22 protein-coding genes are annotated in these 23,838 nt (G+C 66.4%); 5 read left to right on the top strand and 17 right to left on the bottom strand.

Annotated elements, in window-relative coordinates; genetic code table 11:
• Window positions 1-6 precede the first annotated feature (6 nt).
• The 9 genes from ruvA to N511_RS0104465 form a co-directional block, all read right to left on the bottom strand.
• A complete protein-coding gene (ruvA, locus tag N511_RS0104505) occupies window positions 7-588 on the bottom strand; it encodes a Holliday junction branch migration protein RuvA (protein WP_027678203.1) in 582 nt (193 codons plus the stop codon).
• Between the two features lie 99 nt (window positions 589-687).
• The gene (locus tag N511_RS0104500) at window positions 688-1,830 is read right to left on the bottom strand and encodes a glycerophosphodiester phosphodiesterase (RefSeq protein ID WP_027678202.1); all 1,143 of its coding nucleotides are present in this window, start codon (window positions 1,828-1,830) and stop codon (window positions 688-690) included.
• Between the two features lie 79 nt (window positions 1,831-1,909).
• Entirely contained in the window at window positions 1,910-2,455 is a 546-nt protein-coding gene (ruvC, locus tag N511_RS0104495; protein WP_027678201.1) for a crossover junction endodeoxyribonuclease RuvC, read from the bottom strand.
• 83 nt (window positions 2,456-2,538) lie between these two features.
• On the bottom strand, window positions 2,539-4,113 hold the full coding sequence (gene purH / locus N511_RS0104490) for a bifunctional phosphoribosylaminoimidazolecarboxamide formyltransferase/IMP cyclohydrolase (RefSeq protein ID WP_027678200.1): 1,575 nt from the start codon (window positions 4,111-4,113) through the stop codon (window positions 2,539-2,541).
• A gap of 96 nt (window positions 4,114-4,209) precedes the next feature.
• Window positions 4,210-4,443, bottom strand: a complete 234-nt coding sequence (locus tag N511_RS0104485) for a Fis family transcriptional regulator (RefSeq protein WP_004635563.1) — start codon at window positions 4,441-4,443, stop codon at window positions 4,210-4,212.
• A complete protein-coding gene (gene dusB, locus N511_RS0104480) occupies window positions 4,440-5,507 on the bottom strand; it encodes a tRNA dihydrouridine synthase DusB (RefSeq protein ID WP_027678199.1) in 1,068 nt (355 codons plus the stop codon). The genes N511_RS0104485 and dusB overlap by 4 nt, the downstream gene beginning before the upstream one ends.
• A gap of 195 nt (window positions 5,508-5,702) precedes the next feature.
• Window positions 5,703-6,986 (bottom strand): NAD(P)/FAD-dependent oxidoreductase, encoded by a 1,284-nt coding sequence (locus tag N511_RS0104475; protein WP_027678198.1) that lies wholly within the window; start codon window positions 6,984-6,986, stop codon window positions 5,703-5,705.
• A 3-nt stretch (window positions 6,987-6,989) separates the two neighbouring features.
• Complete coding sequence (locus N511_RS0104470) at window positions 6,990-8,225, bottom strand: UbiH/UbiF/VisC/COQ6 family ubiquinone biosynthesis hydroxylase (protein WP_027678197.1); 1,236 nt, start codon at window positions 8,223-8,225, stop codon at window positions 6,990-6,992.
• On the bottom strand, window positions 8,222-9,610 hold the full coding sequence (locus N511_RS0104465; RefSeq protein ID WP_027678196.1) for an aminopeptidase P N-terminal domain-containing protein: 1,389 nt from the start codon (window positions 9,608-9,610) through the stop codon (window positions 8,222-8,224). Before N511_RS0104465 ends, N511_RS0104470 begins: the two co-directional genes overlap by 4 nt.
• A 225-nt stretch (window positions 9,611-9,835) precedes the next feature.
• Between N511_RS0104465 and N511_RS0104460 the strand changes: the two genes are divergently transcribed.
• Window positions 9,836-11,893, top strand: a complete 2,058-nt coding sequence (locus tag N511_RS0104460) for a putative bifunctional diguanylate cyclase/phosphodiesterase (RefSeq protein WP_027678195.1) — start codon at window positions 9,836-9,838, stop codon at window positions 11,891-11,893.
• Window positions 11,894-11,897: 4 nt separating this feature from the next.
• Here N511_RS0104460 and murU read toward each other — a convergent pair whose 3' ends face one another.
• The 4 genes from murU to N511_RS0104440 are packed head-to-tail and all read right to left on the bottom strand — an operon-like array spanning window position 11,898 to window position 14,720.
• A complete protein-coding gene (gene murU / locus N511_RS0104455; protein ID WP_027678194.1) occupies window positions 11,898-12,590 on the bottom strand; it encodes an N-acetylmuramate alpha-1-phosphate uridylyltransferase MurU in 693 nt (230 codons plus the stop codon).
• Between the two features lie 17 nt (window positions 12,591-12,607).
• On the bottom strand, window positions 12,608-12,934 hold the full coding sequence (locus N511_RS0104450; protein ID WP_027678193.1) for an AzlD domain-containing protein: 327 nt from the start codon (window positions 12,932-12,934) through the stop codon (window positions 12,608-12,610).
• Window positions 12,931-13,659, bottom strand: a complete 729-nt coding sequence (locus N511_RS0104445; protein ID WP_027678192.1) for an AzlC family ABC transporter permease — start codon at window positions 13,657-13,659, stop codon at window positions 12,931-12,933. Before N511_RS0104445 ends, N511_RS0104450 begins: the two co-directional genes overlap by 4 nt.
• Window positions 13,659-14,720 (bottom strand): aminoglycoside phosphotransferase family protein, encoded by a 1,062-nt coding sequence (locus tag N511_RS0104440; RefSeq protein WP_027678191.1) that lies wholly within the window; start codon window positions 14,718-14,720, stop codon window positions 13,659-13,661. Before N511_RS0104440 ends, N511_RS0104445 begins: the two co-directional genes overlap by 1 nt.
• Before the next feature lie 176 nt (window positions 14,721-14,896).
• Here N511_RS0104440 and N511_RS0104435 point away from each other — a divergent pair, with 176 nt between their 5' ends.
• The 4 genes from N511_RS0104435 (at window position 14,897) to rsmA (ending at window position 20,803) form a co-directional block, all read left to right on the top strand.
• On the top strand, window positions 14,897-17,326 hold the full coding sequence (locus N511_RS0104435) for an LPS-assembly protein LptD (protein WP_027678190.1): 2,430 nt from the start codon (window positions 14,897-14,899) through the stop codon (window positions 17,324-17,326).
• Window positions 17,319-18,821, top strand: coding sequence for a peptidylprolyl isomerase (locus tag N511_RS0104430; RefSeq protein ID WP_037026258.1), 1,503 nt, complete (start codon window positions 17,319-17,321; stop codon window positions 18,819-18,821). Before N511_RS0104435 ends, N511_RS0104430 begins: the two co-directional genes overlap by 8 nt.
• 88 nt (window positions 18,822-18,909) lie before the next feature.
• Complete coding sequence (pdxA, locus tag N511_RS0104425) at window positions 18,910-19,926, top strand: 4-hydroxythreonine-4-phosphate dehydrogenase PdxA (RefSeq protein ID WP_027678188.1); 1,017 nt, start codon at window positions 18,910-18,912, stop codon at window positions 19,924-19,926.
• A 31-nt stretch (window positions 19,927-19,957) separates the two neighbouring features.
• Complete coding sequence (gene rsmA / locus N511_RS0104420) at window positions 19,958-20,803, top strand: 16S rRNA (adenine(1518)-N(6)/adenine(1519)-N(6))-dimethyltransferase RsmA (RefSeq protein ID WP_027678187.1); 846 nt, start codon at window positions 19,958-19,960, stop codon at window positions 20,801-20,803.
• Here rsmA and N511_RS0104415 read toward each other — a convergent pair.
• The 4 genes from N511_RS0104415 to N511_RS0104400 form a co-directional block, all read right to left on the bottom strand.
• Entirely contained in the window at window positions 20,790-21,695 is a 906-nt protein-coding gene (locus tag N511_RS0104415; protein WP_027678186.1) for a DMT family transporter, read from the bottom strand. The two genes, rsmA and N511_RS0104415, sit on opposite strands and share 14 nt — an antisense overlap.
• Entirely contained in the window at window positions 21,679-22,086 is a 408-nt protein-coding gene (gloA, locus tag N511_RS0104410) for a lactoylglutathione lyase (protein WP_027678185.1), read from the bottom strand. Before gloA ends, N511_RS0104415 begins: the two co-directional genes overlap by 17 nt.
• Window positions 22,087-22,205: 119 nt before the next feature.
• Complete coding sequence (locus tag N511_RS0104405; protein WP_027678184.1) at window positions 22,206-23,084, bottom strand: M48 family metallopeptidase; 879 nt, start codon at window positions 23,082-23,084, stop codon at window positions 22,206-22,208.
• Window positions 23,081-23,833, bottom strand: coding sequence for a lysophospholipid acyltransferase family protein (locus N511_RS0104400; protein WP_027678183.1), 753 nt, complete (start codon window positions 23,831-23,833; stop codon window positions 23,081-23,083). The genes N511_RS0104405 and N511_RS0104400 overlap by 4 nt, the downstream gene beginning before the upstream one ends.
• Window positions 23,834-23,838: the final 5 nt, after the last annotated feature.

The raw sequence follows: 23,838 nt of genomic DNA, 5'->3' as shown, positions 1-23,838 counted from the left end.
GAGGCGTCAGCCCTTGGACAGCGCCTTGAGCGCCAGCTTGATCCCCTCGGATACGCCCGTGCCGGCCGGCACCTGCTTGATGGCGAACGCCGCTTCCTTGTCGGAATACCCCAGCGCCAGCAAGGCGTTGAGCACGTCGACCGCGTCGTCCGAGACGGCCGGGCCGCCCGGCACGGCACCGAGGTCGGCGCCCAGCTTGCCCTTGAGTTCGAGCAGCAGGCGCTCGGCCGTCTTCTTGCCGATCCCCGGGATGCGCGTCAGCCGCCCGGCTTCCTGCAGCGTGACGGCCTGCGCGAGTTCGGCTACCGACATACCCGACAGCACCGCCAGCGCAATGCGCGCGCCGATGCCGGAAATCTTGATGAGCTGGCGGAAGGTTTCACGCTCGGCGGCGGTGCCGAATCCGTAGAGCAGATGGGCGTCCTCACGCACGATCTGCTGGGTCAGCAGCACGACCTTTTCGCCGGTGGCGGGCAGGTTGTAGAACGTGCTCATCGGCACGTCGATCTCGTAGCCGACGCCGTGGCAATCGACCAGCAGGTGCGGCGGGTTCTTTTCGATCAGCGTCCCGGCGATGCGTCCGATCATGGGTGGGGTTCCTCCTCCAAAACGGGACGCAGTGTAGCCGAAACCTACCGCGCGGCCGATCCAGGGGCAGCCGCGCGCTACGGTTCCGATGCGCAACAACTAGCGCTTGAAGGTTGACACGGCTTGCCGTCCCACCGCCGGATCATCGGTAAAGAAGCCATCGACGCCCGCGCGCAGGAATGTCTGGATCTCCGCGATCGAGCCGTTGACGTTGCGCGTGTTATCGGCACCGCTGCGCAGCGACGGCGGCAGGAAGGTGTTCTCCGGGCGGAAGGTGTACGGATGAACGACCAGCCCAGCGTTGTGCGCGTTGCGGATCAAGTCGGTCGGATCGGTCAGCTTGCCGTTCGCGTCGAGGCCCATGATGCTGCTCTTGTCCGGGCCGACGCCGTTGGCGTACGCGGCGATGTCGCGCATGCCCTGGCTCGTCATCATGTCGCCGAAGGTGCGGCGGTCTTTGGCAACCACAAAGTCGTAGGGCTGTCGTGCGGATGTGCCCATCAGCTGCACGAGCTTCCAGTTCGGCTGGCTGTTGCCGATCTTGTTGCGGATCGCCTTGAGATTGGCCACCTCGAACGACTGGATGTAGACCGTCGTCCGGCTGGCCGTGAAGGCGTCGCGGCGCAGGCCGTCGATCAGCCTGTCTTCGAGCGGCAGACCGATCGACTGGAAGTACGTCGGATGTTTCGTCTCGGGATAGATGCCGATGTTGCGGCCGAGCCTGGCGGATTGGTCCCGGGCCAGCGCGATGATCTCGTCGAGCGTTGGGATGTCGAACTGGTCGTTGTAGGCGACGTTGTCGGGGCGGATGCTGGGGATGCGCTCGCGTGCGCGCAGCGTTTTCAATTCACCAAGCGTGAAGTCCTCGGTGAACCAGCCGGTGACGCTCTGGCCGTCGATCGTCTTGGTGGTCTTGCGGCCGGCAAATGCTGCCACGTCGGCCACGTTCGTCGTGCCGGAGATTTCGTTCTCGTGGCGCGCAACCAGCACGCCGTCTTTGGTGGAGACTAGATCCGGCTCGATGATGTCGGCGCCGTCGTCGATGGCTTTCTGGTAAGAGGCCAGCGTGTGCTCCGGCCGCAATGCGGAGGCACCGCGATGGCCGATCACCTGCACCGTGGCGATAGGCGTCGTGTTGCCACCGCCGTTGCCGCCACCGTGGTGGTATTCCAGCCGGCAGGCCGACAAGGCCAGGGAGGCACTCAAAACGAACGGGCTCAGCAGGATGAGACGGCACAGCATCGGAGGCTCCTGAAGACGGATATCCCGCATGGTAGTCGCCGTGTGTTCAAGCAGCTACCGGCCGTCTTTAAGAATCCTGTCAGCCGACGAGGCGCCCGCGTCGCACGCGTAGGCCCTTTTGCGTAAGCTGCGGCGCCAGCCCGGCCATGGCGGCCAGCGTTTCGCCGCCGTGCGCATGGCAGATCGCCACGCCCAGCGCGTCGGACGCATCGGCGCCCGGCTTGCCTTCGAGGTTGAGCAGGCGTACGACCATCTCCTGCACCTGGTCCTTGTTGGCGCGGCCGTAGCCGACCACCGCCTGCTTCAGTTGCAGCGCGGTGTATTCGAACACGGGCAGGTTGCCGCTCATCAGGCCGCAGATCACCGCGCCGCGGGCCTGGCCGAGCAGCAGCGTCGACTGCGGGTTGACGTTGACGAACACCTTTTCGATGGAAGCGCAGTCCGGCCGGTAGGTGCTCACCAGTTCGGAGACGCCGTCATATAGCGTCTTCAGACGGCTGGGCAGGTCGGCATTGCCGTTGCTCTTGATCGTGCCCGAGGCCACGTAGACGAGCTTGTGGCCGTGCCGTTCGAGCACGCCGAAGCCCGTGGTGCGAAGGCCGGGATCGATGCCGAGGATGCGCATGAAATGGAGCGGAGCAGAAAAGAAAAACGGGGCAGGCGCCAGTCTACGCCTTGCCCCGCTGATCGGTCGAACGACCGTGCCGATTAGTGGCGGAAGTGGCGGGTGCCGGTGAAGATCATCGCCACGTTGCGCTCGTCGGCGGCGGCGATCACTTCATCGTCGCGCACCGAGCCGCCCGGCTGGATCACGCACGAGGCGCCAGCGTCGACCACCACATCCAGGCCATCGCGGAACGGGAAGAACGCATCCGACGCCACAGCCGAACCGGCCAGCGTCAGGCCGGCGTTCTGCGCCTTGATGCTCGCGATCCGGGCCGAGTCCACACGGCTCATCTGGCCGGCGCCCACGCCTAGCGTCATGCCGCTGCCGCAGAACACGATGGCGTTCGACTTGACGAACTTGGCGACGCGCCAGGCGAACATCAGGTCGTCCATTTCCTTCGGGGTCGGGTGGCGCTTGGTCACCACGCGCAGCTCGCTCGGCTGCACGTTCTTGGCGTCCGGACTTTGCACCAGCAGGCCGCCGCCCACGCGCTTGAAGTCGTACGCATTTACGCCCTTGCCTAGCGGAATCTCCAGCACGCGCACGTTCTGCTTGGCGGCGAACACCGCCCGTGCGCCTTCCGAGAAGCCCGGGGCGATCAGCACTTCCACGAACTGCTTGGCCACCACCTGTGCAGCCGCTTCATCCAGCGGCACGTTGAAGGCGATGATGCCGCCGAAGGCCGAGGTCGAGTCGGTCTTGAAGGCCTTCTCATACGCTTCCTGCGCGGTGCCGCCAATGGCCACGCCGCAGGGGTTGGCGTGCTTGATGATGACGCACGCGGCGCCCTTGGCCGGGTCGAACGACTTCACGCATTCCCACGCGGCATCAGCGTCGGCGATGTTGTTGTACGACAGCTCCTTGCCTTGCAGTTGCGTGTAGTTGGCGAGCGCGCCGTCGACGGCCTTCAGGTCGCGGTAGAACGCGGCGGACTGGTGCGGGTTCTCGCCGTAACGCATCTCCTGCACCTTGTCGAAGGCCAGGTTCAGCGTTTGCGGATAGGCGCTGCGCGTGCTGTGCGACTTGTCGGCGCCGAGGCTCGTCAGGTAATTCGTGATGGCGCCGTCGTACTGCGCGGTGTGCGCGAACACCTTCTTGGCCAGCATGAAGTTGGTTTCGTAGCCGACCGTGTTGTTGTTGGCCTGCATTTCGGCCAGCACGGTGGCGTAGTCGGCCGGGTCAACGATGACCGTCACGTCGCGATGGTTCTTGGCCGCCGAGCGCAGCATGGTCGGGCCGCCGATGTCGATGTTCTCGATGGCGTCGGCCAGTGTGCATTCGTCCTTGGCCACCGTCTGCTGGAACGGGTACAGGTTCACCACCAGCAGGTCGATGGTCGGGATGCTGTGTTCGGACAGCGCGGCCATGTGCTCAGGCAGGTCGCGGCGGGCCAGGATGCCGCCGTGCACCTTGGGGTGCAGCGTCTTGACGCGGCCGTCGAGCATTTCCGGAAAGCCGGTGTAGTCCGCCACTTCCGTCACGGGCAGGCCGGACTCGGCGAGCAGCTTGGCGGTGCCGCCGGTGGAGAGGAGCTTGACGCCGCGCTCGTGCAGGGCACGGGCAAAGTCGACGATGCCGGTCTTGTCGGAAACGGAAAGCAGGGCTTGCTGGATCATGGTGGAAACGCCGGTGGGCGGGTGTGGCGCTGGGTTTGCCGAACTGGCAGGAGGCGCCGTCAGAAAGGAAATCGGTTCAAAGGCCGGCCCGCAACCTCAGATGAGGCCGTGCTGCTGCAACTTCTTGCGCAGCGTGTTGCGGTTGATGCCGAGGTAGTCGGCCGCCTGCGACTGGTTGTTGGAAGCCCATTCCATCACGGTTTCCAGCAGCGGCCGTTCAATGGCCTGCAGCACCATGTCGTAGACGTTGGACGGGTTCTCGCCGTCCAGGTCACGGTAATACGCATCCAGGCTGTCGCGGATGCAACGTTCGATCGGGTTGCGGCTCATGCGGCAAGCAGTTCCTTGTTGTTGTCGTTGTTGCCCGTCGTGGGGTGGTCGCCACCGGTCGCCTGGTCTTCGTAGACCAGACGGTCGGACAGCGCACGCTGCTCGTCGAAGAACGCATTGACAGCGGCCAGCTGGGCCGCGGTGTCCTCGATGGTGTTCATGCGGTGGCGGAACAGGTTGGCCCCCGCCAACCCGCGCGTGTACCAGGCGATGTGCTTGCGCGCGGTGCGCACGCCGGTGTATTCGCCATAGAACGCGTAGTGCTCTTCCAGATGCGCGTTCATGATGCCGCGAATCTCTTCCACTTCCGGCGCGGGCAGCAGCGTGCCGGTCTGCAGGAAGTGGGAAATCTCGCGGAACAGCCACGGGCGCCCCTGCGCCGCGCGGCCGATCATGATGGCGTCGGCGCCGGTCACGGCCAGCACGTGCTTGGCCTTGGCCGGCGTGGTGATATCGCCGTTGGCCACCACCGGAATGCGCACCGACGCCTTGACCGCGGCGATGGTGTCGTATTCCGCTTCACCGTGATACAGGTCGGCGCGCGTACGGCCGTGCACGGTCAGCATGCTGATGCCCGCGTCCTGTGCAATGCGCGCCACGCTTAATGCGTTGCGGTGTTCGCGGTCCCAACCGGTGCGGATTTTCAGCGTCACCGGCACGCGATCGCCAACTGCGCCGACCACGGCCTCGACAATGCGCTGGACCAGCGGCTCGTTCTGCAGCAGGGCAGAACCGGCAGCCACGTTGCACACCTTCTTGGCCGGGCAGCCCATGTTGATGTCGATGATCTGCGCGCCGCGATCGACGTTGTAGCGTGCGGCTTCGGCCATCATCATCGGCTCGGCGCCGGCAATCTGCACCGCAATCGGTTCGACCTCGCCCGTGTGGTTGGCGCGCCGCATGGTCTTCTCGCTCTTCCAGAGCTGCGCGTTGGACGCGACCATCTCGGACACCGCATAGCCCGCGCCCAGCCGCTTGCAGAGCTGGCGGAACGGGCGGTCCGTCACACCCGCCATGGGGGCGACGAACAGGTTGTTGCGAAGGGTATGCGGTCCGATCTGCAAGGCTGGCGAGGAAGAAGCGGCTGAAAGAAACGAAAAATCACCCCTTCCGCCCAGCGTCGGATGACGATCGGGCGGAGCGACGGGAGTGAAAAATGCGAGGACGGGATTTTACCGCCAAACCGCCGGATTGCCTAAATGTTGTGCACAAACTATGCGGCAGTGCGATCGGCGGCCAGGTTCTTGCCTTGGCTGGCGCTAGCGGAACCGTTGCAGGCCGTAAGGGCGGGCGTCGATGAAAGGCGTGCGCTCGCTGAGCAGATCGGCCATGAGTCGGGCGGTGCCGGGCGCGCCCGTCATGCCCAGATGGCCGTGCCCGAACGCGAAGAACACGTTGCGGTAGCGCTCCGAGCGGTCGATGACGGGCAGGCTGTCGGGCAACGAGGGGCGATGGCCCATCCATTGGCTGTCATCCGAGAATCTGAGGGCCGGGAAGAGCTGCTGGCCCTGTTGCATGAGGATGCGGGCGCGGCGGTAGTCGGGCGGCGCGTCCAACCCGCCGATCTCCACGGTGCCGGCAATGCGCAAGCCGCCTTCCATGGGCGTGGCGATGAACTTGCGCTCGCAATCCATGATCGGCCGGGAGGGCTGGATGGTAGGGGCGCGCAGCGTGGCGTGATAGCCGCGTTCGGTGTCTAGCGGAATGCGGATGCTGGTGAGTTTCGCGCCCAGCCGCATCGACCACGCGCCGGCGCACAGCACCAGTTTCGACACCGGCAGCGTGCCGCAATCGCTGTGCAGCCGCGTCGGGCCGCCGTAGTCGCTGCGGCCGAACTCCACGTCCAGCACCTTGCGGCGCAGGAAGGTGCCACCCGCGGCCATGAAGTTGGCTGCCAGCGTTTTGACGAGCCGTTCCGGGTTGATCGTGAAGCCGTTGTCGGGCAGCAGCAGACCGGACTGGATGTCGGCGGCCAGTGCAGGCTCCAGTTCGCGTGCTTCACCGCCGCTCAGGGCTTGCGAGCGCACGCCCGTCGCATCGCGAATGGATTGCGCCAGCACATCGCCCGACGAACGCGCCAGCGTGCGCCACACATACAAGTGGCCCGTCTGGCGGATCAGGTCGTCATATTGCGCGGCGTCGAGCAGGTTGCGATAGCCGGGGAAGGTCGCGCTGAAGAGACTCGCCAGCGGCTGCGCCGTCGCACGGGCCTGCGCTTCGTTGCCCGCAAGCACCCATTGCAGCAGCCACGGCAGCGCGCGCGGCAGATAGGGCCAGCGGACCGTCAGCGGGCCCATCGGATCGGCCAGCCATTTGGGCACCTGCTTCAGCATGCCCGGCAGCGCCATCGGCACGACCGACGCCACGCTCAGGCAGCCGGCGTTGCCGAACGAGCAGCCTTCGCCAATGCCCGCCTGATCGAGCAGCGTGACGTGGTGGCCCTCCCGCTGCAACTGCAGCGCACAGGCCGTGCCGACAATGCCGGCGCCCACCACGGTGATCTGCTGGCGATCGCCTGCAGCGCTGACTTCGGCAAGCGCCATCCGTCAGCCTCGCTGCCCGAACATCATCTGCCGGGCCAGGCCGTGCTTGAGCGGCGGCAGGCATTCCAGCAGCGTGAGCGCGGCGCCGCGCAGGTGGCCAAAGGGCCGGCCGGGCACGGCAAACGCACGTGGCAGCAAATCGGTCAGGCCGATGGTGACGGCGCGGTCAAACGCGCGTTCGCGGGCGAAACGGGCGAGGGTGGCCGCCGTTGCCCCATCCCGGAGCGCGCGCGCCATTTCGAACGCATCGCGCAGGCCGAGGTTGAAGCCCTGGCCCGCCACGGGGTGGATCGTCTGCGCCGCATTGCCGATGGCAGCGACGCGGCGGTCGACCGGAATGCGCTGTGCGTGCAGCCCGAGCGCGAACGTGTGGCGCGGGCTGGCGTGCGTGAAGCGGCCCATGCGCTCGCCAAAGGCAGCGCCCAGTTCGGCGAGGAAGGCGTCGTCTGGCAACGCTGCGCGTCGGCGCGCTTCGTGGGGCGCACAGCACCAGACGAGCGCGTAGCCAGGACCTTGCGCGTCATCCTGCGGCAGCAAGGCGAGCGGGCCTTCGGGCGTGAAACGCTCCCATGCCCAGCCGTCCAGCGGGGCGCTGCAGCGCACGTGCGCGACGATGGCGGTCTGGCCGTAATCGCGCCGGCGCGCCTGGGCGATGCTGCGTTGCTGCTTGCGTGCGTCGTCGAACAACCCGCCTTCGGCCTGGATGACGACTTCGGTTTCGACGGCCAGCGGATGACGCCCTTCGCGTAGCGCGCGTACCCGTGCCGGGGCGACCGTACCGTCGGCGCGCGGCAGTTGTTCGACGCGCTCCACGGGCGTGTGGTCGTAGCGGGTGAGGCGGTTCGGGTAACGCGCCATCAGCGTGGCGAGTGCGGCGTTGAGCGCGGCGCTCAGGTCGCCGTATTGGACGACGTGGCCGAGCGCGGGGACGTCGTAGTCTTCGCGGCGGATATGCGCCTGCCCGAAGTGGCCGCGCTGCGAGACGTGGATGTGCGTGATGGGCGTGGCGCGCGTGGGCCAGCCGCCAATCTCCTGCAGCAGCACGCGCGAGCCGTGCGACAGGGCCAGCGCGCGCGGGTCGCGCGCGGCGGCTTCGGCATCGCGCGCATCGAACAGGGCGATGCGCCAGTCGGTGTCGCGCAGCAGCCAGTTCGCCAGCGCCAGCCCGACAGGCCCCGCGCCGACGATGGCGACGTCGAAGTCCGGCGCCGCGCTGTTCGCTGTGAGGCTGTCGGTCATGCCTGGCTCCGCATCACCAGTTCGATTTCGTCCGGGGCCACGGGCACGTCGCGCGTGATGATTTCGCAGCCTTGCGGCGTGACGATGGCGTCGTCTTCGATGCGGATGCCGATGTGCCAATACTGTTCCGGCACGCCGGGCGCGGGGCGCACGTAGATGCCGGGTTCGACGGTCAGCACCATGCCGGCTTCCAGCGGGCGCCACGGGCGTTCGCCTTCGGCCGGGGCGGCGGTGCCGGGCGTGCGGTATTCGCCCACGTCGTGCACGTCCATGCCGAGCCAGTGGCCGGTGCGGTGCATGTAGAACTGACGGTATTGGCCGCCGGCGATCACGTCATCGAGGGTGCCGACCTTGTTGGCGTCGAGCAGGCCGGCGTCGAGCATGCCTTGCGCCAGCACGCGCGTGGCAGCATCGTGCGGTACGTTGTAAGGCACGCCCGGGCGCGTTTCGGCAAGGGCCGCTTCCTGCGCCGCAACCACAAGCTCATACAGTTCGCGTTGCGGGCCGGTAAAGCGGCCATTGACGGGGAAGGTGCGCGTGATGTCCGACGCGTAGCCGTCCAGCTCGCAGCCGGCATCGATCAGGCAGAGATCGCCATCGCGCAGTTCGGCGTTGCCGGCGCGGTAGTGCAGCACGCAGGCGTTCGGGCCCGTGGCGACGATGGAGTTGTAGGCGACGCTTTGCGCGCCATGGCGGCGGAATTCGTACAGCAGTTCGGCTTCGAGATGGTATTCACGCAAGCCGGCACGCGAGGCCTGCATGGCGCGCACGTGCGCTCCGGCGGAGATGCGGCCGGCGCGACGCATGATGTCGAGTTCGCTCGGGTCCTTGAACAGCCGCATCTCGTCAAGGATGGCGCGCACGTCCAACGCCTGGTGCGGCGACGACACCCCCGCGCGGCCTTGCATGCGCACCGCATCGAGCCAGCGGCGCATGCGGCGGTCGAAGGCGCTGCTCTCGGCCAGCGGATACGCCATGGCACCGGCGTTGGCGAGCAGCTTCGGCAGCGTCGCGTCGATGTCTTCCACGGAGTGCCCCTCGTCCAGCCCGAAGGCGTCCTTCGCGGCTTCCGGGCCGAAGCGGAAGCCGTCCCAGATTTCGCGTTCTTCATGCTTGGGGCGGCAGAACAGCACGCTGCGCGCCGGCGCGTTGCCCGCGGGTACCACGATGGCGAGCACCGCTTCGGGCTCGGTAAAGCCGGTCAGGTAATAGAAGTAGCTGTCGTGCCGGTAGGGGTAGTCGCTGTCGCGGTTGCGCATCGCTTCGGGTGCGGTCGGCACGATGGCGACCCCGCCACTACCGCCCGATGCCGTGCGCAGCCACTGCGCGACGCGCTCACGGCGCTGGCGATAGGTCTGGAGGAAAGCGAGTTCGGTGGCGGACATGGCGTGTTTTCCAGCAGCAGAAAGGATGCGTCGATTGTAACGCCGCGCCTGACGGGGATTCGGGGAGGGGCATGGCCACACCCAAAAGGAGACTTGTGCGGTGCGGACGGCCTCTCCTAAAGTCTCGGGCGGCCGCCGCCGTTAATACGGAGCTGTTTGCATCCCGGTTGCGACCTCCGCCTGCAGTGGATTGGCCGCATTGGATCGGCCTGCCCAGGAGAACCGATGCTCGCCACCAGTTACAACCCTCTTCTCGTCCTGCTTTCCCTGTTCGTGGCCATTCTGGCGTCCTATACGGCGCTGGATATGGCAGGACGTGTCGTTACCGCACAAGGCCGAGCGGCCTTGTGGTGGCTCATTGGCGGCGCCTCGGCCATGGGGCTGGGCATCTGGTCGATGCACTTTGTCGGCATGCTGGCGCTGAGCCTGCCGATCCCGGTCGGATATGACGTCGGAATCACGCTGACCTCGCTCGCCATCGGCATCGGGGCGTCGATGTTTGCGTTGTGGCTCGTCAGTCGGCGCGAATTGCCTTGGCCACGCCTAGTGGGCGGCGCCCTTTTGATGGGTGCGGGCGTGGCGGGTATGCACTACACCGGCATGGCGGCTTTGCGCATGAACCCGGGCATTCAATACGACCCCGCCAGGTTTGCGTTGTCGATCGTGATTGCCGTGCTGGCCTCGGGCGTGGCGTTGTGGATTGCGTTTCGCCTGCGGCGGCAGTCGCGACGCGTTCGTGCGCTGCGTGCCGGTTCGGCGGTGGTGATGGGCGTGGCCATCGTCGGCATGCACTACACGGGGATGGCCGCAGCGGCGTTTCCATTTGGCAGCGTGTGTGGCGCTGCGCACACCGGCGCGAGCGCCGAATGGCTGGCGCTGGTCATCATCATCGTCACGCTGGCGGTGCTGGCTATCGCGCTCATCATCTCGGTGCTCGACCTGCGCATGGAAGCCCGCACCGCCTTGCTGGCCAACTCGCTGGCCGCGGCCAACAAGGAGCTGGCCTACCTTGCGCTGCACGACAACCTCACCAAGCTTTCGAACCGCGTGCTGCTCGAAGACCGCCTGGCGCAGGCGATCCGCACGGCTGACCGCGAGAAGCGCCGCTTCGCGCTCATGTTCATGGACCTCGACGGCTTCAAGGCCGTCAACGATGTCTATGGCCACCACGTGGGCGATCTGCTACTGATCGATGTCGCGCAGCGCATCGGCGCGCGGGTGCGGCAGCAAGACACCGTGGCGCGTGTCGGCGGCGACGAATTCGTCGTGCTCGCCTACGTGGACGATCCGGAAGATGCCGGCACCCTGGCCGACGCGCTGCTGGAAGTCGTGCGCGAGCCGTTCATGGCCGGCGGTCACGAGCTGCGCGTGTCGACCAGCATCGGCATCGCGGTCTACCCCGGCGACGGCGGCAACCAGCACGATCTGCTGACCAATGCCGATGCGGCGATGTACCACGCGAAGGGCCTGGGCCGGAATGCCTACAGCTTCTTCGAGCCCTCGATGAACGCCAACGTACATCAGCAGTTGCAGCTCGTGCAGGACTTGCGCCGCGCGGTCGAGCGGCACGAACTCGTGCTGCATTACCAGCCGAAATTCAACGCGCCCAACGGGCCGATCATGGGCGTCGAGGCGCTGGTGCGCTGGCAGCATCCGCAACGCGGCTTGGTGCCCGCCGATGAATTCATCCCGCTGGCTGAAAAGACCGGCCTCATCGTGCCGCTGGGCGCCTGGGTGCTGGACGAAGCCTGCCGCCAGATGGCGCAATGGCACCGCGAGGGGCACGCCGGCTGGACCGTCGCCGTGAATCTCTCCGCGCTGCAATTCAGCCACGCCGCACTCATCGACACCGTGCGCGATACGCTCGCGCGCCACGCGCTGCACCCGCGCAGCCTGACGCTGGAGATCACGGAATCGACCGCCATGCGCGACGTCGATGCCAGCCTGCACATCCTGCAGCAGCTCGACGCGATGGGCGTGCGGATTTCAATCGACGATTTCGGGACCGGCTATTCGAGTCTGCTGTATCTCAAGCGTTTGCCTGCCAGCGAGCTGAAGATCGACCGCGGTTTCGTGCGCGACCTGGCGCACGACACGGAAGATGCAGCCATCGTCTCGGCCATCGTGGCGCTGGGCCAGACGCTGAACCTGCGCATCGTTGCAGAAGGTGTGGAGACGGCCGAGCAGCAGGCCTTTCTGACGCGGCTCGGCTGTCACTCGCTGCAGGGCTACCTGCTGGGCCGCCCAATGACGGCGGAATCGTTGTCCGCCGCGATGGCGTAAGCGCCTAGCGCACCGCGAGTTCTGCGTCGAGTGCGGCCAGCTGGGCCGGCGTCCCGACGTTTTCCCAGCGACCGTCGAAGCGCTCGCCCGTAGCGCGGCCTTCGGCGATGGCCTGGTGGTACAGCGGCGTCATCGCCAGCCGCGTGCCGGGCGTGATGCCGGCAAACAGGCGCGTGTCGTACAAGCCGATGTTGCCGAACGTGAGGCGCTCGGCGCCGTCAGCGTGGAGCAGGCCTTCGTTATCCAGTGCGAAATCGCCGCGCAGGTGGTAAGGCGGGTTCGGCACCATCACCAGGTGCATGGTGGGCGCCGCTTGCGCGGCCATTGCGGGCGCCCGGTCGCGCAGCAAGGCGTAGTCGTAATCGCAGAACACATCGCCGCTGACGGCGATGAATACGCTGTGGCCCTCGCCGGCATGCAGCAGTGACATGGCCTGCGCGACCCCGCCTGCCGTTTCCAGTGCCTGCCCTTCCGGCGAATACGCGAGGCGCACGCCCCACGCACTGCCATCTCCCAGCGCGGTTTCGATCTGCGCGCCCAGCCATGCGTGATTGATGACGATGTCGCGCACGCCAGCCGCAGCCAGGCGCTCGATCTGCCAGACGATCAGCGGTTTGCCGCCCACAGCGAGCAGGGGCTTGGGCGTGTGATCGGTCAGCGGGCGCATGCGGTCGCCGCGGCCCGCCGCAAAAATCATGGCGCGCGTGGTCGAATTCAAGCCATCACCTTCATGAGAATCAGCAGCACAGCCATGCCGCCGACGATGGTCCACATCGCGCTCTTCGTCACCCGTGCGATGACGATGGCGACGATGCCGGCAAGCAGGCGCGGGTTGTCGATCGACACCGCGAGCGCGCCGTCGCGCATCAGCAGGTCGGGCGCGATGAGCGCGGTCAGCATCGCGGCCGGCACGTAGGGCAGGGCGTTGCGGAACCACGTCGGCAGGTTCATGCGCCCTTCCAGCGCGATGAACGATAGGCGGATCAGGTAGGTCGCCGCGCCGGCAATCAGCAGCACGCCGAAGAGGATCAGGGCTTTCATGCGGCAGCCCCCTTGTCGGACGGTCGGGCAACCAAGCGCTCAACCAGCGCACCGACGGCAATGCCCACGCACGCCGCGCTCATCAGCCCGAGCTTGTGCGGCCAGCCCGTCCACGCCACGGCCAGCGCGGCGCCGGCCAATGCTGCAGCGAGTTGTGCGCGCGTGCGCAGCGCCGGCACCACGATGGCGATGAACGTCAGCGGCAGGAAGAAATCGAGCGGCCACGAGGTCGGCACCTGCGCGCCCAGCACCACGCCGACGATCGTCGATGCCTGCCAGCTCGACCACAGCGCCACGCCAGCGCCGAGGAAATACCAATGGCGGTAGGCCGCTTCCGCGCTGCCGGGTTGCGCGGTGACAACGCGGCGGTTCATGGCGGCGAAGGCCTCGTCGGTCAGCAGATAGGCGATCAGCCATTTCCAGCGGCGCGGCAGGTGCGCCAGCGCGGGCGCAATGCTGGCCGAATACAGCGCGTGCCGCAGATTCACCATCGAGACCGTCGCCGCAATCACCAGCGCGGGCGCGCCGCCGGCCCACAACTGCACGAGGATCATCTGCGAGGCGCCACCGAAAACGATGGCGCTCATCGCCACGGCAAGCCACGCGGGCATGCCGGCCGACGTGGCGAGCACGCCGTAGATCATGCCGAACGGCACCACGCCCAGCAGCATGGGCGCGAGCGCCAGCATGCCGGCGCGAAACTCAACGGCGCGGGGGGAGGCCATCAGAACGTGTAGCCGATCTGCTGCGCGCGATCTTCGAGTTGATCGAGCAGGCGGGCCAGCGGCGCCAGCGCGTTGTAGCGGCTGCACACACGGCGCAGGTAGGCGATGAAGCGCGGGGTGTCTTCCACGTAGCCGGTCTTGCCGTCGCGGTAGCACAGGCGCGCGAAGATGCCGGCCACCTTCAGATGGCGTTGCGCCCCCATCCATTCGAGCGCGCGGTAGAACTCGCCGAAATCTTCGTCGACCGGCAGCTTGGCGGCGCGCGCGGCTTCCCAGTAGCGCACGGCCCAATCCAGCTCCTGCTCTTCGTCCCACGACAGGAAGGCGTCGCGCAGCAGCGAGGCGGCGTCGTAGGTGATCGGCCCGTAGACGGCGTCCTGGAAGTCCAGCACGCCGGGCTGCGACGGGTCGGCCGCGTTGATCATCAGGTTGCGCGGCATGTAGTCACGGTGGACATACACGCGCGGCTGGGCCAAGGCGCTGTCGACCAGCAGCTTGAACACCTTGTCGAGCGATTCGCGCTGCGTGGCGTCCAACGGGCGTTGCAGGTGGCGGTCGACATACCAGTCGGGAAACAACGACAGCTCGCGGCGCAGCAGCGCTTCGTCGTACGGCGGCAGTTCGCCTTCGCGCGATGCCGACTGCCAGCGCACCAGGGTATGGATGGCCGGGCGGAACAGCGTATTGGCGTAGGCGAGGTCGAAATTGCGCTCGCGCAGCGATTGCAGATACGTTTGCGGGCCCAGATCGGTCAGCAGCAGGAAGCCCTGCGCGAGATCCTGCTCCAGCACCTGCGGCGCACGCACGCCCGCACCGTTGAGCAGGCCCGCCACATGGACGAACGGGCGGCAGTCCTCCTGCGGCGGCGGGGCGTCCATGACGATCAGCGTGCCGTTGGAGCTGTCCAGACGGAAATAGCGGCGGAAGCTGGCATCGGCCGAGGCAGGTTGCAGCGTGTCGATGCGCAGGCCGTGGGCGGCGGGCAATGTGCCGAGCCAGTCGCGCAATTGGCTGAGGCGTGCGTCGGTTGCGCCTGCTGCGGCGCCAGGGGTCGAAGCCATGCTGAGAGAATGCTGGAATGAGGCTGGAAGGAAGCCCCGTATAATACCCGACCGAGTTTCGCCGCGAGCGAGCGCCGGCCTTGTCCAGGCCGCGTCCGGCGGCGGGATTGACCGCAGTACTGACTGATTTTGTGCCCGTGCGTGCCGTTGCGCGCGCGGCCCTGTTCCCGATCTGCATGACCGAACCGAACCGAGCCAGGAAAAACCGGCAGCGCGCTGCTGTTGCCGCGCCCGATCAGCGGCCCGCCAACCGGCGTGGCACGCTGGCATTGCGCCCGCTGGTATTTGCGGTGGCCGGTGTCTGGACGGCGACGTCCGCGGCGCAGAGCGCGGGCACCGTACAAGCGACGGCGCCTGCTGTCACCCCGGCCTCGTCGGTGACGGCGCTGGCGACGTCCGGCCCGACCACGCCCGGCGGCAGCCCGCTGGTGCCCAAGATGGCCGAGCCCGTCCAGCGCCCGGACAACACCGTCCCTACATTTACCGCGGCCGACAAGATGGACGGCCGCACCAACGAAGACATCCACCTGCGCGGTAATGGCGAACTGCGCCGCAACGGCTCGGTGCTGAAGGGCGACACGCTTGATTACAACCAGGACACCGACGTTGCCACCGCCACCGGCAACGTGCGTCTGTTCAAGGGCGGCACGCTCGTCACCGGCCCGGACGCCAAGCTGAAGGTCACCGCCAACGAAGGCACCATCAGCACGCCCACGTACGAGTTCCACTCGACCGGCGGCCATGGCACCGCGGAGCGCATCGATTTCATCGACAAGGACAACAGCCGCATCACGCGCGGCACGTACACCACGTGCTCGCCCGACAACGTCGACTGGTACTTCAGCGCGAGCCGCATCGACATCGACAGCGACCGCCAGGTCGGCACCGGCCGCAACGGCGTGCTGCACTTCTTCGGCGTGCCGGTGTTTGCCGCGCCGGTCATGGATTTTCCGCTCAATGACGATCGGCGCAGCGGTTTCCTGGCGCCGGTGTTCGGCTACAACAGCCGCAGCGGGGCCGATGTCACGCTGCCGTACTACTTCAACATCGCGCCGAACCGCGATCTCACGTTGTATCCGCGTCTGCTGAGCCAGCGCGGCTTGCAGCTCGGCGCCGAATACCGCTATCTCGATGCGTCGTACAGCGGCGTTCTGCGTGGCGAATTCCTGCCCGATGATCGTGAGGCGGGCCGCAACCGCTGGTCGATTTCGGCAGTACACACACAGCGCCTGGCGCCGGGCCTGACCGGCTACATCAACTACAACAAGGTTTCCGATAACACCTACCCGGATGACCTTGGCCGCAGCATCGTCACGGCGACGCAGCGCCAGTATGTGCAGGAAGGTGGCGTCACGTACTCGATCGGCGACTGGGTTGCGCTGGCGCGCGTGCAGAAGTTCCAGACGCTGTCGACCGCCACTACGCCCCTGGCAGCGCCCTACGAGCGTTTGCCGCAGTTGAGCCTGACGTATAACCGGTACGACGTTGGTGGCTTTGACATCAATTTCCTGACCGACTACACGCGATTCTCGATCCCGACGGCCAATACCGTGCAGGGCGAGCGCCTGTTCATGCAGCCGACGATCAGCTACCCGATCGTCCGCCCCGGCTGGTACGTCACGCCGAAGTTCATCCTGAACACCACCGCATACCGCCTGGACCGCCCAGCGGGCGATACGCAGGACACGCAGATCAATCGCACGCTTCCGACGTTCTCGCTCGATTCAGGCATGACCTTCGAGCGCGATGCGCCGCTGGTCTCCAAATTGTTCGGCGTGAGCTACATCCAGACGCTGGAGCCGCGCGTGTTCTACGTGTACACGCCGTATCGCGACCAGTCGCAGATTCCGCTGTTCGATACCGGCCAGTCCGATTACAACCTCGGCCAGATCTTTACCGAGAACCCGTACACCGGTTACGACCGCATTGCGGACAACAACAAGGTGACGGCAGGTGTGACGACACGTCTTATCGAGGCCGAATCGGGCGTCGAACGCCTGCGTGCCACGATCGCCCAGCGCATCGATCTCGACGGCCAGCGCGTGACGCTGGCGGGTGCGGCGCCGACGTCGGTGCGCCGCTATTCGGACCTTCTGGGCGCGACCACGATCCAGATGTTCCGCGGCATCTTTTTCGATACGAACCTTCAGTACAATCAGGACATCGACCGCATCATGCGCTCGACGGTCGCGTTCAGCTGGAAGCCCGAAGCCAACAAGGTGATCAACCTCGGCTACCGCTATTACCGGCAAGATGCCAATACGGGTCAGCTGCCGCTGGAGCAGGCCGATATCTCAACGCAGTGGCCGATTACGCGCCGTCTCTACGGCCTGGGTCGCATTGGTTACGACCTGGATGCGCGCAAGCCGTCGGATATGCTGCTTGGCCTCGAATATGTGGCGGACTGCTGGGTCGGTCGACTGGCGGTGCAGCGCTACAGCAATGCGGTTTCGGGCTATACGACGCATATCTTTGCCCAGATCGAATTCAAGGGTTTGTCGAAGGTGGGGAACAATCCGATCGACGTGATTCGTCTGAACGTGCCCGGCTATCAGCCGGTGACCGCGCAGCCGATCACGCCGTCCGTGCTGGATCAATATGAATAACGACATCATGGCTTTCCAATCGACCGCTTTCGCCACGCGTGTGGCTCCTCTGGGCCGCTTGCGGGTTGCCACTGGCGTGCTGGTTGCGCTGCTGGCAGGGACCACGCTGTCGACCGCCGTCCACGCGCAGCAGGCGCCATCGGCAAAGAAGACCGCACCGGTGCGCGGCATCTTCGCCAACCCGGGTTCGTCGCCGAGCCAGCCGTTGCTGCAGGGCACGCTGCCCGAGCCGACGGCGCCGGGCGCACCGCGTAGCCAACTCGTCGACGAGGTGGTGGCCGTGGTTAACACCGACGTCATCACTCGCCGCGAATTGCTCAATCGCGCCGACTTGGTCGAACGCACGTTCCGTGTGCAGAACCGTCCGCTGCCGCCGCGTGCGGATCTGCTCGGTGAAGTGCTGGAGCAGCTGATCCTGGAACGTGTGCAGGCGCAGACCGCCAAGGAGAGCGGCATCCGCGTGTCCGACGCCGATGTGGACCGCGCGGTGGAAAGCGTGGCCCAGCGCAACAACCTGTCGGTGCCGCAGCTCAAGAGCAAGCTGAAGGACGCCGGCATGACGTACGACAAGTACCGCGACGACCTGCGTCAGGAAATCCTCCTGGCGCGCCTGCGTGAGCGCGAGGTCGACTCCAAGGTGCAGGTCTACGACGGCGAGATCGACAACTATCTGGCGCAGCAGGGCGGCGGCGCGGCTCCGGCCGGCGAGCAGCAATACAACGTCGCGCAGATTCTCGTGCCGGTGGCCGAAGGTGCCTCGGACGCCGAGAAGGCCGCAGCGCGCAGCAAGGCCGAAAGCCTCCTCAAGCAAGCGCAGGGCGGCGCCGATTTCGCCAAGCTGGCGCGTGACAATTCGGGCGCGCAGGATGCATCGCAAGGCGGCGAGCTTGGGCTGCGTCCGATCGGTCGCCTGCCGGCGGTGTTTGCCAACGCCGTGGTCGACATGAAGGCCGGCCAGGTGGCGAGCCAAGTGGTGGAAAGCCCGGCCGGTTATCACGTGATCAAGCTGCTGGAGAAGCGCGCACCGGGCACCGCGATTGCCGCCAAGGTGCAGCAGACGCAAGTGCGTCACATCCTGATCAAGACCGGTCCGACGATGTCTGCGGACGACGCGCGCCGCCAGCTGACGGGCCTGCGTGATCGCATCGTTCACGGCTACGACTTTGGCGATGCGGCACGCCGGTATTCGCAAGACGGCTCGGCCGGTGCGGGTGGCGAGCTGGGCTGGGTGTCGCCCGGCCAGCTGGTGCCGGAATTCGAGCAGGCGATGAACCAGCTCAAACCGGGCGATGTGTCGCAGCCGGTGCAGAGCCAGTTCGGTGTGCACCTGATCCAGGTGGAAGGCCGCCGCGAAGCCGAGGTGTCCGGCGACCGCCAGCGCGACTACGCACGCTCGGTGATTCGCGAGCAGAAGGTCCAGGCCGCCTATGAAGACTGGCTGCGTGAGCTGCGCGATTCGGCACACGTCGAATACCGCGTGAACCGTCAGCAGTAAGCTACGGAAATCCGCATCGCTCACGGCCGCCTGCGGGCGGCCGTGGCGTTTCTAGATCGCCTCGAAAACCATCGCAGGAAAGCGCTGCATGCTGAACATTGCCATCACCACCGGCGAACCTGCCGGTATCGGCCCCGACATCACCGTGGCTGCGCTGCTGCATCTGGCGCGCCAGGCGTCGCCGCGTTACGCCGATGTGCAGTGGCATGTGATGGGCGATGCGGCATTGCTGCAGGCGCGCGCTGATGCGATCGGGCAGGGCGATTTCTGGCGCGTTGTCTCTACGGCGCTGACTGTCGTGGCGCGCCCGCTGGGTGCGCCCGTGCGCGCCGGCGTGCTTGATGCCGCCAACGGCCGCTATGTGCTGGACCTGCTCGACGCGGCCATCGACGGGTGCCTGATCGGCACGGCAGACGGCATCCGTTACGACGCGATGGTCACGGCGCCGGTGCAGAAGAGCACGATCAACGACGCCGGGGTGCCGTTTACCGGCCACACCGAGTATCTGGCCGAGCGCAGCCACACGCCGCGCGTGGTCATGATGCTGGCTGGCCCTCAACCGGCGCACGACAACGCCATGCTGCGCGTGGCGCTGGCGACGACGCATTTGCCGCTGCGCGAGGTGCCGGACGCCATCACGCCCACGGTGCTCGACGAGACGCTCGACATCGTGCAGCGTGATTTGCGCGCACGCTTTGGGCTGAAGGCACCGCGTATTCTCGTGACCGGTTTGAATCCGCATGCGGGCGAATCCGGCCACCTCGGCCGCGAAGAGATCGAAGTGATCGAGCCTGCCATCGCGCGTGCGCGCACGCGTGGGATCGATGCACGCGGTCCGTATCCGGCCGATACGCTGTTCCAGCCGCGCCTGTTGGCCGATGCCGATTGCGTGCTCGCGATGTACCACGACCAGGGTTTGGCGCCGCTCAAGTACGGCACGTTCGGCCATGGCGTGAACATCACGCTGGGCTTGCCGTTCGTGCGCACGTCGGTGGATCACGGTACGGCGCTGGACCTGGCGGGCACGGGCCGCGCCGAGTTCGGCAGCATGATCGAGGCGATCGATACCGCCATCGCCATGGCGCGGCACACGGCGCGTTCCTGAGTTTCTTCACCTTTTCGATTTCGAGTTCGCAATGGCACGATCCACGACCGGCGTTCACCAGGGGCACCAGGCCCGCAAGCGCTTCGGCCAGAACTTCCTGGTCGATGACGGCGTGATCCACGCCATCGTTTCCGCCATCGACCCAAAGCCCGACGATGTGCTCGTCGAGATCGGCCCGGGTCTGGGCGCGCTCACGGTGCCGCTGATGGAGCGCGTGCGCACGTTGCAGGTGGTCGAGCTGGATCGTGACCTTGTCGCACGCTTGCAGAAGCGTTTTGGCGATCGGCTCATCGTGCATGCAGGCGATGCGCTGGCGTTCGATTTCGGTTCGCTGCTGGAGGCGGATCGGCCGCTGCGCATCGTCGGCAACCTGCCGTACAACATCTCGAGTCCGCTGCTGTTCCATCTGGCCACGTTTGCCGACCGCGTGCGGGATCAGCATTTCATGCTCCAGAAAGAAGTGGTCGACCGCATGGTGGCCGCGCCGGGCAGCAAGGCATTCAGCCGGCTCTCGGTGATGCTGCAGGTGCGCTATTACATGGAGCTGGTGCTGGATGTGCCGCCGGGCTCGTTCAACCCGCCGCCCAAGGTGGATTCGGCGGTGGTGCGGATGATTCCGTGGCCGGCTGAGAAGTCGCCGTATGCGCCGGTCGACATGCGCGCGCTGGGCACGGTGGTGACGATGGCGTTTTCGCAGCGGCGCAAGGTGCTGCGTAACACCCTCGGCGCACTGCGCGATGTGATCGATTTTGAAGCGCTTGGCTTTGACCTGGGCCGCCGCGCAGAAGAAGTGCCGGTGGAAGACTTCGTGGCCGTGGCGAACGCGCTGCCGGCCAACCGCATTGCCGGCAGCGTTTCCGACCTTAGCGAAGATTGACGAGCAGGATGCCCGACAGCACGAGCGTTGCCGCCAGCGCAAACCGCAGGCCCACCGGCTCGTGCAACAGCAGCACGCCAAACGCCACGCCAAACAGCGGCGTCAGGAACGAGAACACGGACAACCGCGACGCCAGGTAGCGGCGCAGCAGCCAGAACCACGTCAGGTAACTGGCAAATGCAATCAGCACGGACTGGTAGGCGAGGCTGGCCAGCGCGGTCGGTGTGAGGTTCGCGGTAAAGGCCTGGCCAGTGCCCGCGGCCATCAACAGCAGTAGCACGGCCGAGACGGCCAGTTGGTACAGCAACGTCTTCGCCGCCGGTGCTTCGGAAAGCTTGCTTGCCCGCACGACGATGGTCGTCGCGCCCCACAGCGCGCCGGCCACCACGCCCAGCGCGTCGCCCAATGACGTTGATGGCCCGGCCGCCGGGTGCAGGACGCCGTCGGCGAACGCCAGCACGATCCCCGCAAACGCAATGCCGATTCCGGCCCACTGGCGCGGGCGCAGGTGCTCACCGGGCACAAAGAAGTGCAGGCCGAGCGCCGTGAAGATCGGCGCGGTGTAGAGAAACACCGCCATGCGCGAGGCGGTCGTGTAGCCCAGCCCGATGAAGATGCACAGGAACTCGACGCCGAACAGCACGCCGGCCATCAGGCCACCAGCCAGCGTGCCGTCGCGCAACGACAGGCACGTGCCGCGCCACAGCGCAAACGCGAACACCAGGACCGACGCGATGGCCGAACGCACACCGGCCTGCATGACGGGGCCCACGTCGTGCGCGGCCACCTTGATGGCGACCTGCTGAAAGCCCCAGCACATGCACAGTACCACCATCAGCCCGATGGCGGTGCCGTCCAGCGGCCGGCGGACCGCGTCAGTGGCGGTTGCCATCGGGCATCGAGCGTGCCTGGATCAGCTCGATCTTGTAGCCGTCCGGATCTTCCACAAACGCGATGATGGTGCTGCCGCCCTTGACCGGGCCAGCCTCACGCGTGACCTTGCCGCCGGCGTTGCGGATCTGGTCGCAGGCCTGCGCGGCATTGTCGACCTCGATGGCCAGGTGCCCGAATGCCGTGCCGAGTTCGTATTCGCTCACGCCGTAGTTGTAGGTCAGTTCGATGACCGTGTTGCCGGCTTCCGGGCCGTAGCCGACGAATGCCAGCGAGTACTTGTATTCGGGGTTGTCGCTCGTGCGCAGCAGCTGCATGCCGAGCACGTTCGTGTAGAAGTCGATCGAGCGCTGCAAGTCGCCAACGCGCAGCATGGTATGGAGCATTCGCATGGGGGTTTCCTTCCTGGAGAACTGCGGGAAGGCAATATTGTAGGGGGGTGTGGCGGAGCCTGCAGGGCAGGCATGTTCTGCCGCCGACGCATCCGTCGCGGCGGCGTCGGCGGGGCGAATCAGAACGCCGGCAAGTATTCCGGCGGATGCGAGCGCAGTTGCTCCCGCGCCTCGCGAAACTCAGGAAAGATCGACTCCACCGTGTCCCAGAAGCGCGGGCTGTGGTTCATCTCCTTGAGATGCGCCAGCTCGTGCGCGACCACGTAGTCGATCAAGCTCAGCGGGAAATGCACGAGGCGCCAGTTCAGGCGGATCTTGCCGTCGGCGGTGCAGCTTCCCCAGCGCGTGGCGGCGGAGGACAGCGCATACGCGCTATGCCGCACGCCCAGGCGCTCGGCATACACCTCAAGGCGCTCGCCGAAAAGCCGTCGAGCCTGCGTCTGCAGCCAGCCTTGCACGCGGTCCTTGATCTGCTGCTCCGTGGTGGTGGGCGGCAGGCCCAGGTGGAGCACGCTGGTGTCGGCATCAAACATCAATGCGCCGATGGGCGATTCCAGCTTGAGCGTGATCGTCTTACCGAGGAAGGGCAGCGCGGCGCCGTCCTGCCACTCCATCGGCGGCAGCATGCGGCGTGCGGCGCTCGTGCGCCACTCGGCCAGCTTGGCGAAGATCCACTTCTGCTTTTCGGCGATGGCGTGTTCGATCTCGGCGAGCGTCACCCAGCGCGGAGCCGTGATCGACAAGCCGCGGTCATCGATGACAAAGCCGATGGTGCGCCGCGACGAACGCTTGAGGTTATAGATCAGCGCGCGCTCGCCCAGCGTCAGCCGGCGCTGGTTGGGGCCGAGCGGTGCGGTGGAAAAATCGAGTGCGGGCGGAGCGAGGAGGGACGCGTCAGGCGGCTGCGATGGCGACGCGGCTTCGGGCGCGAGCAGCGGCAGCTCGAGCTGGACGCTGTCGGCGGTGGTGGGCGAAGTCGGTGGGCGCAGCAGTTTCATGCGTGCTCGCGGTAGCTATCGGCGTCGATTCTACGCATTTCTGCTTCGATCCACGCTTCGACTTCGCGATTGAGTTCGTCGCTGGTCTTGCCGGCCGTCGAGATGGCCGGACCGACCGACAGCGTAATCAGGCCAGGATGCTTCAGGAACGAGTTACGCGGCCACACGCGGCCGGAGTTGTGGGCGATGGGGATGACCCATGCGCCGGTATCCACGGCAAACCGCGCACCGCCGCTCTTGTAGCGCGGCTTCGGGTCGCCCGAGCGCGTGCGGGTGCCTTCCGGAAACATGATGACCCATGCGCCTTCGGCCATGCGTTCCTTGCCCTGGCGGGCGACCGAGGCAAATGCGTTGGCGCCGTCCTTGCGGTTGATGTGCACCATTTTGAGCATGCCCAGCGCCCAGCCGAAGAAGGGTACATACAGCAGCTCGCGCTTGAATACGTAGCACAGCGGCCTCGGCATGGTCGCTACAAAGGCCATGGTTTCCCACGCCGACTGATGCTTGGAGAGCAGCACCACGCGCTTGTTGGTGGCGACGGCTTCTTCGATGTGCTCCCAGCCCTGGTATTGCCAGCGGATGCCGAGCAGCCAGCGCGCCATCCAGATGGCGGACTTGGTCCAGCCCGACACCATCCAGAACCGGCGGGCCGGGTTCATGAACGGAAACACGATAAAGCAGGCCACCGCATAGATCGGCGTCCAGACGATCAGGAAAACCAGGTACAGCAGCGAACGGATAAAAGTCATTGGGG

Origin of the sequence: Ralstonia sp. UNC404CL21Col, from assembly GCF_000620465.1 — a bacterium.
Taxonomy (GTDB): domain Bacteria; phylum Pseudomonadota; class Gammaproteobacteria; order Burkholderiales; family Burkholderiaceae; genus Ralstonia; species Ralstonia flatus.
Note: the sequence above shows the minus strand (reverse complement) of the source record. Positions and strands in the feature narration are given on the sequence as shown.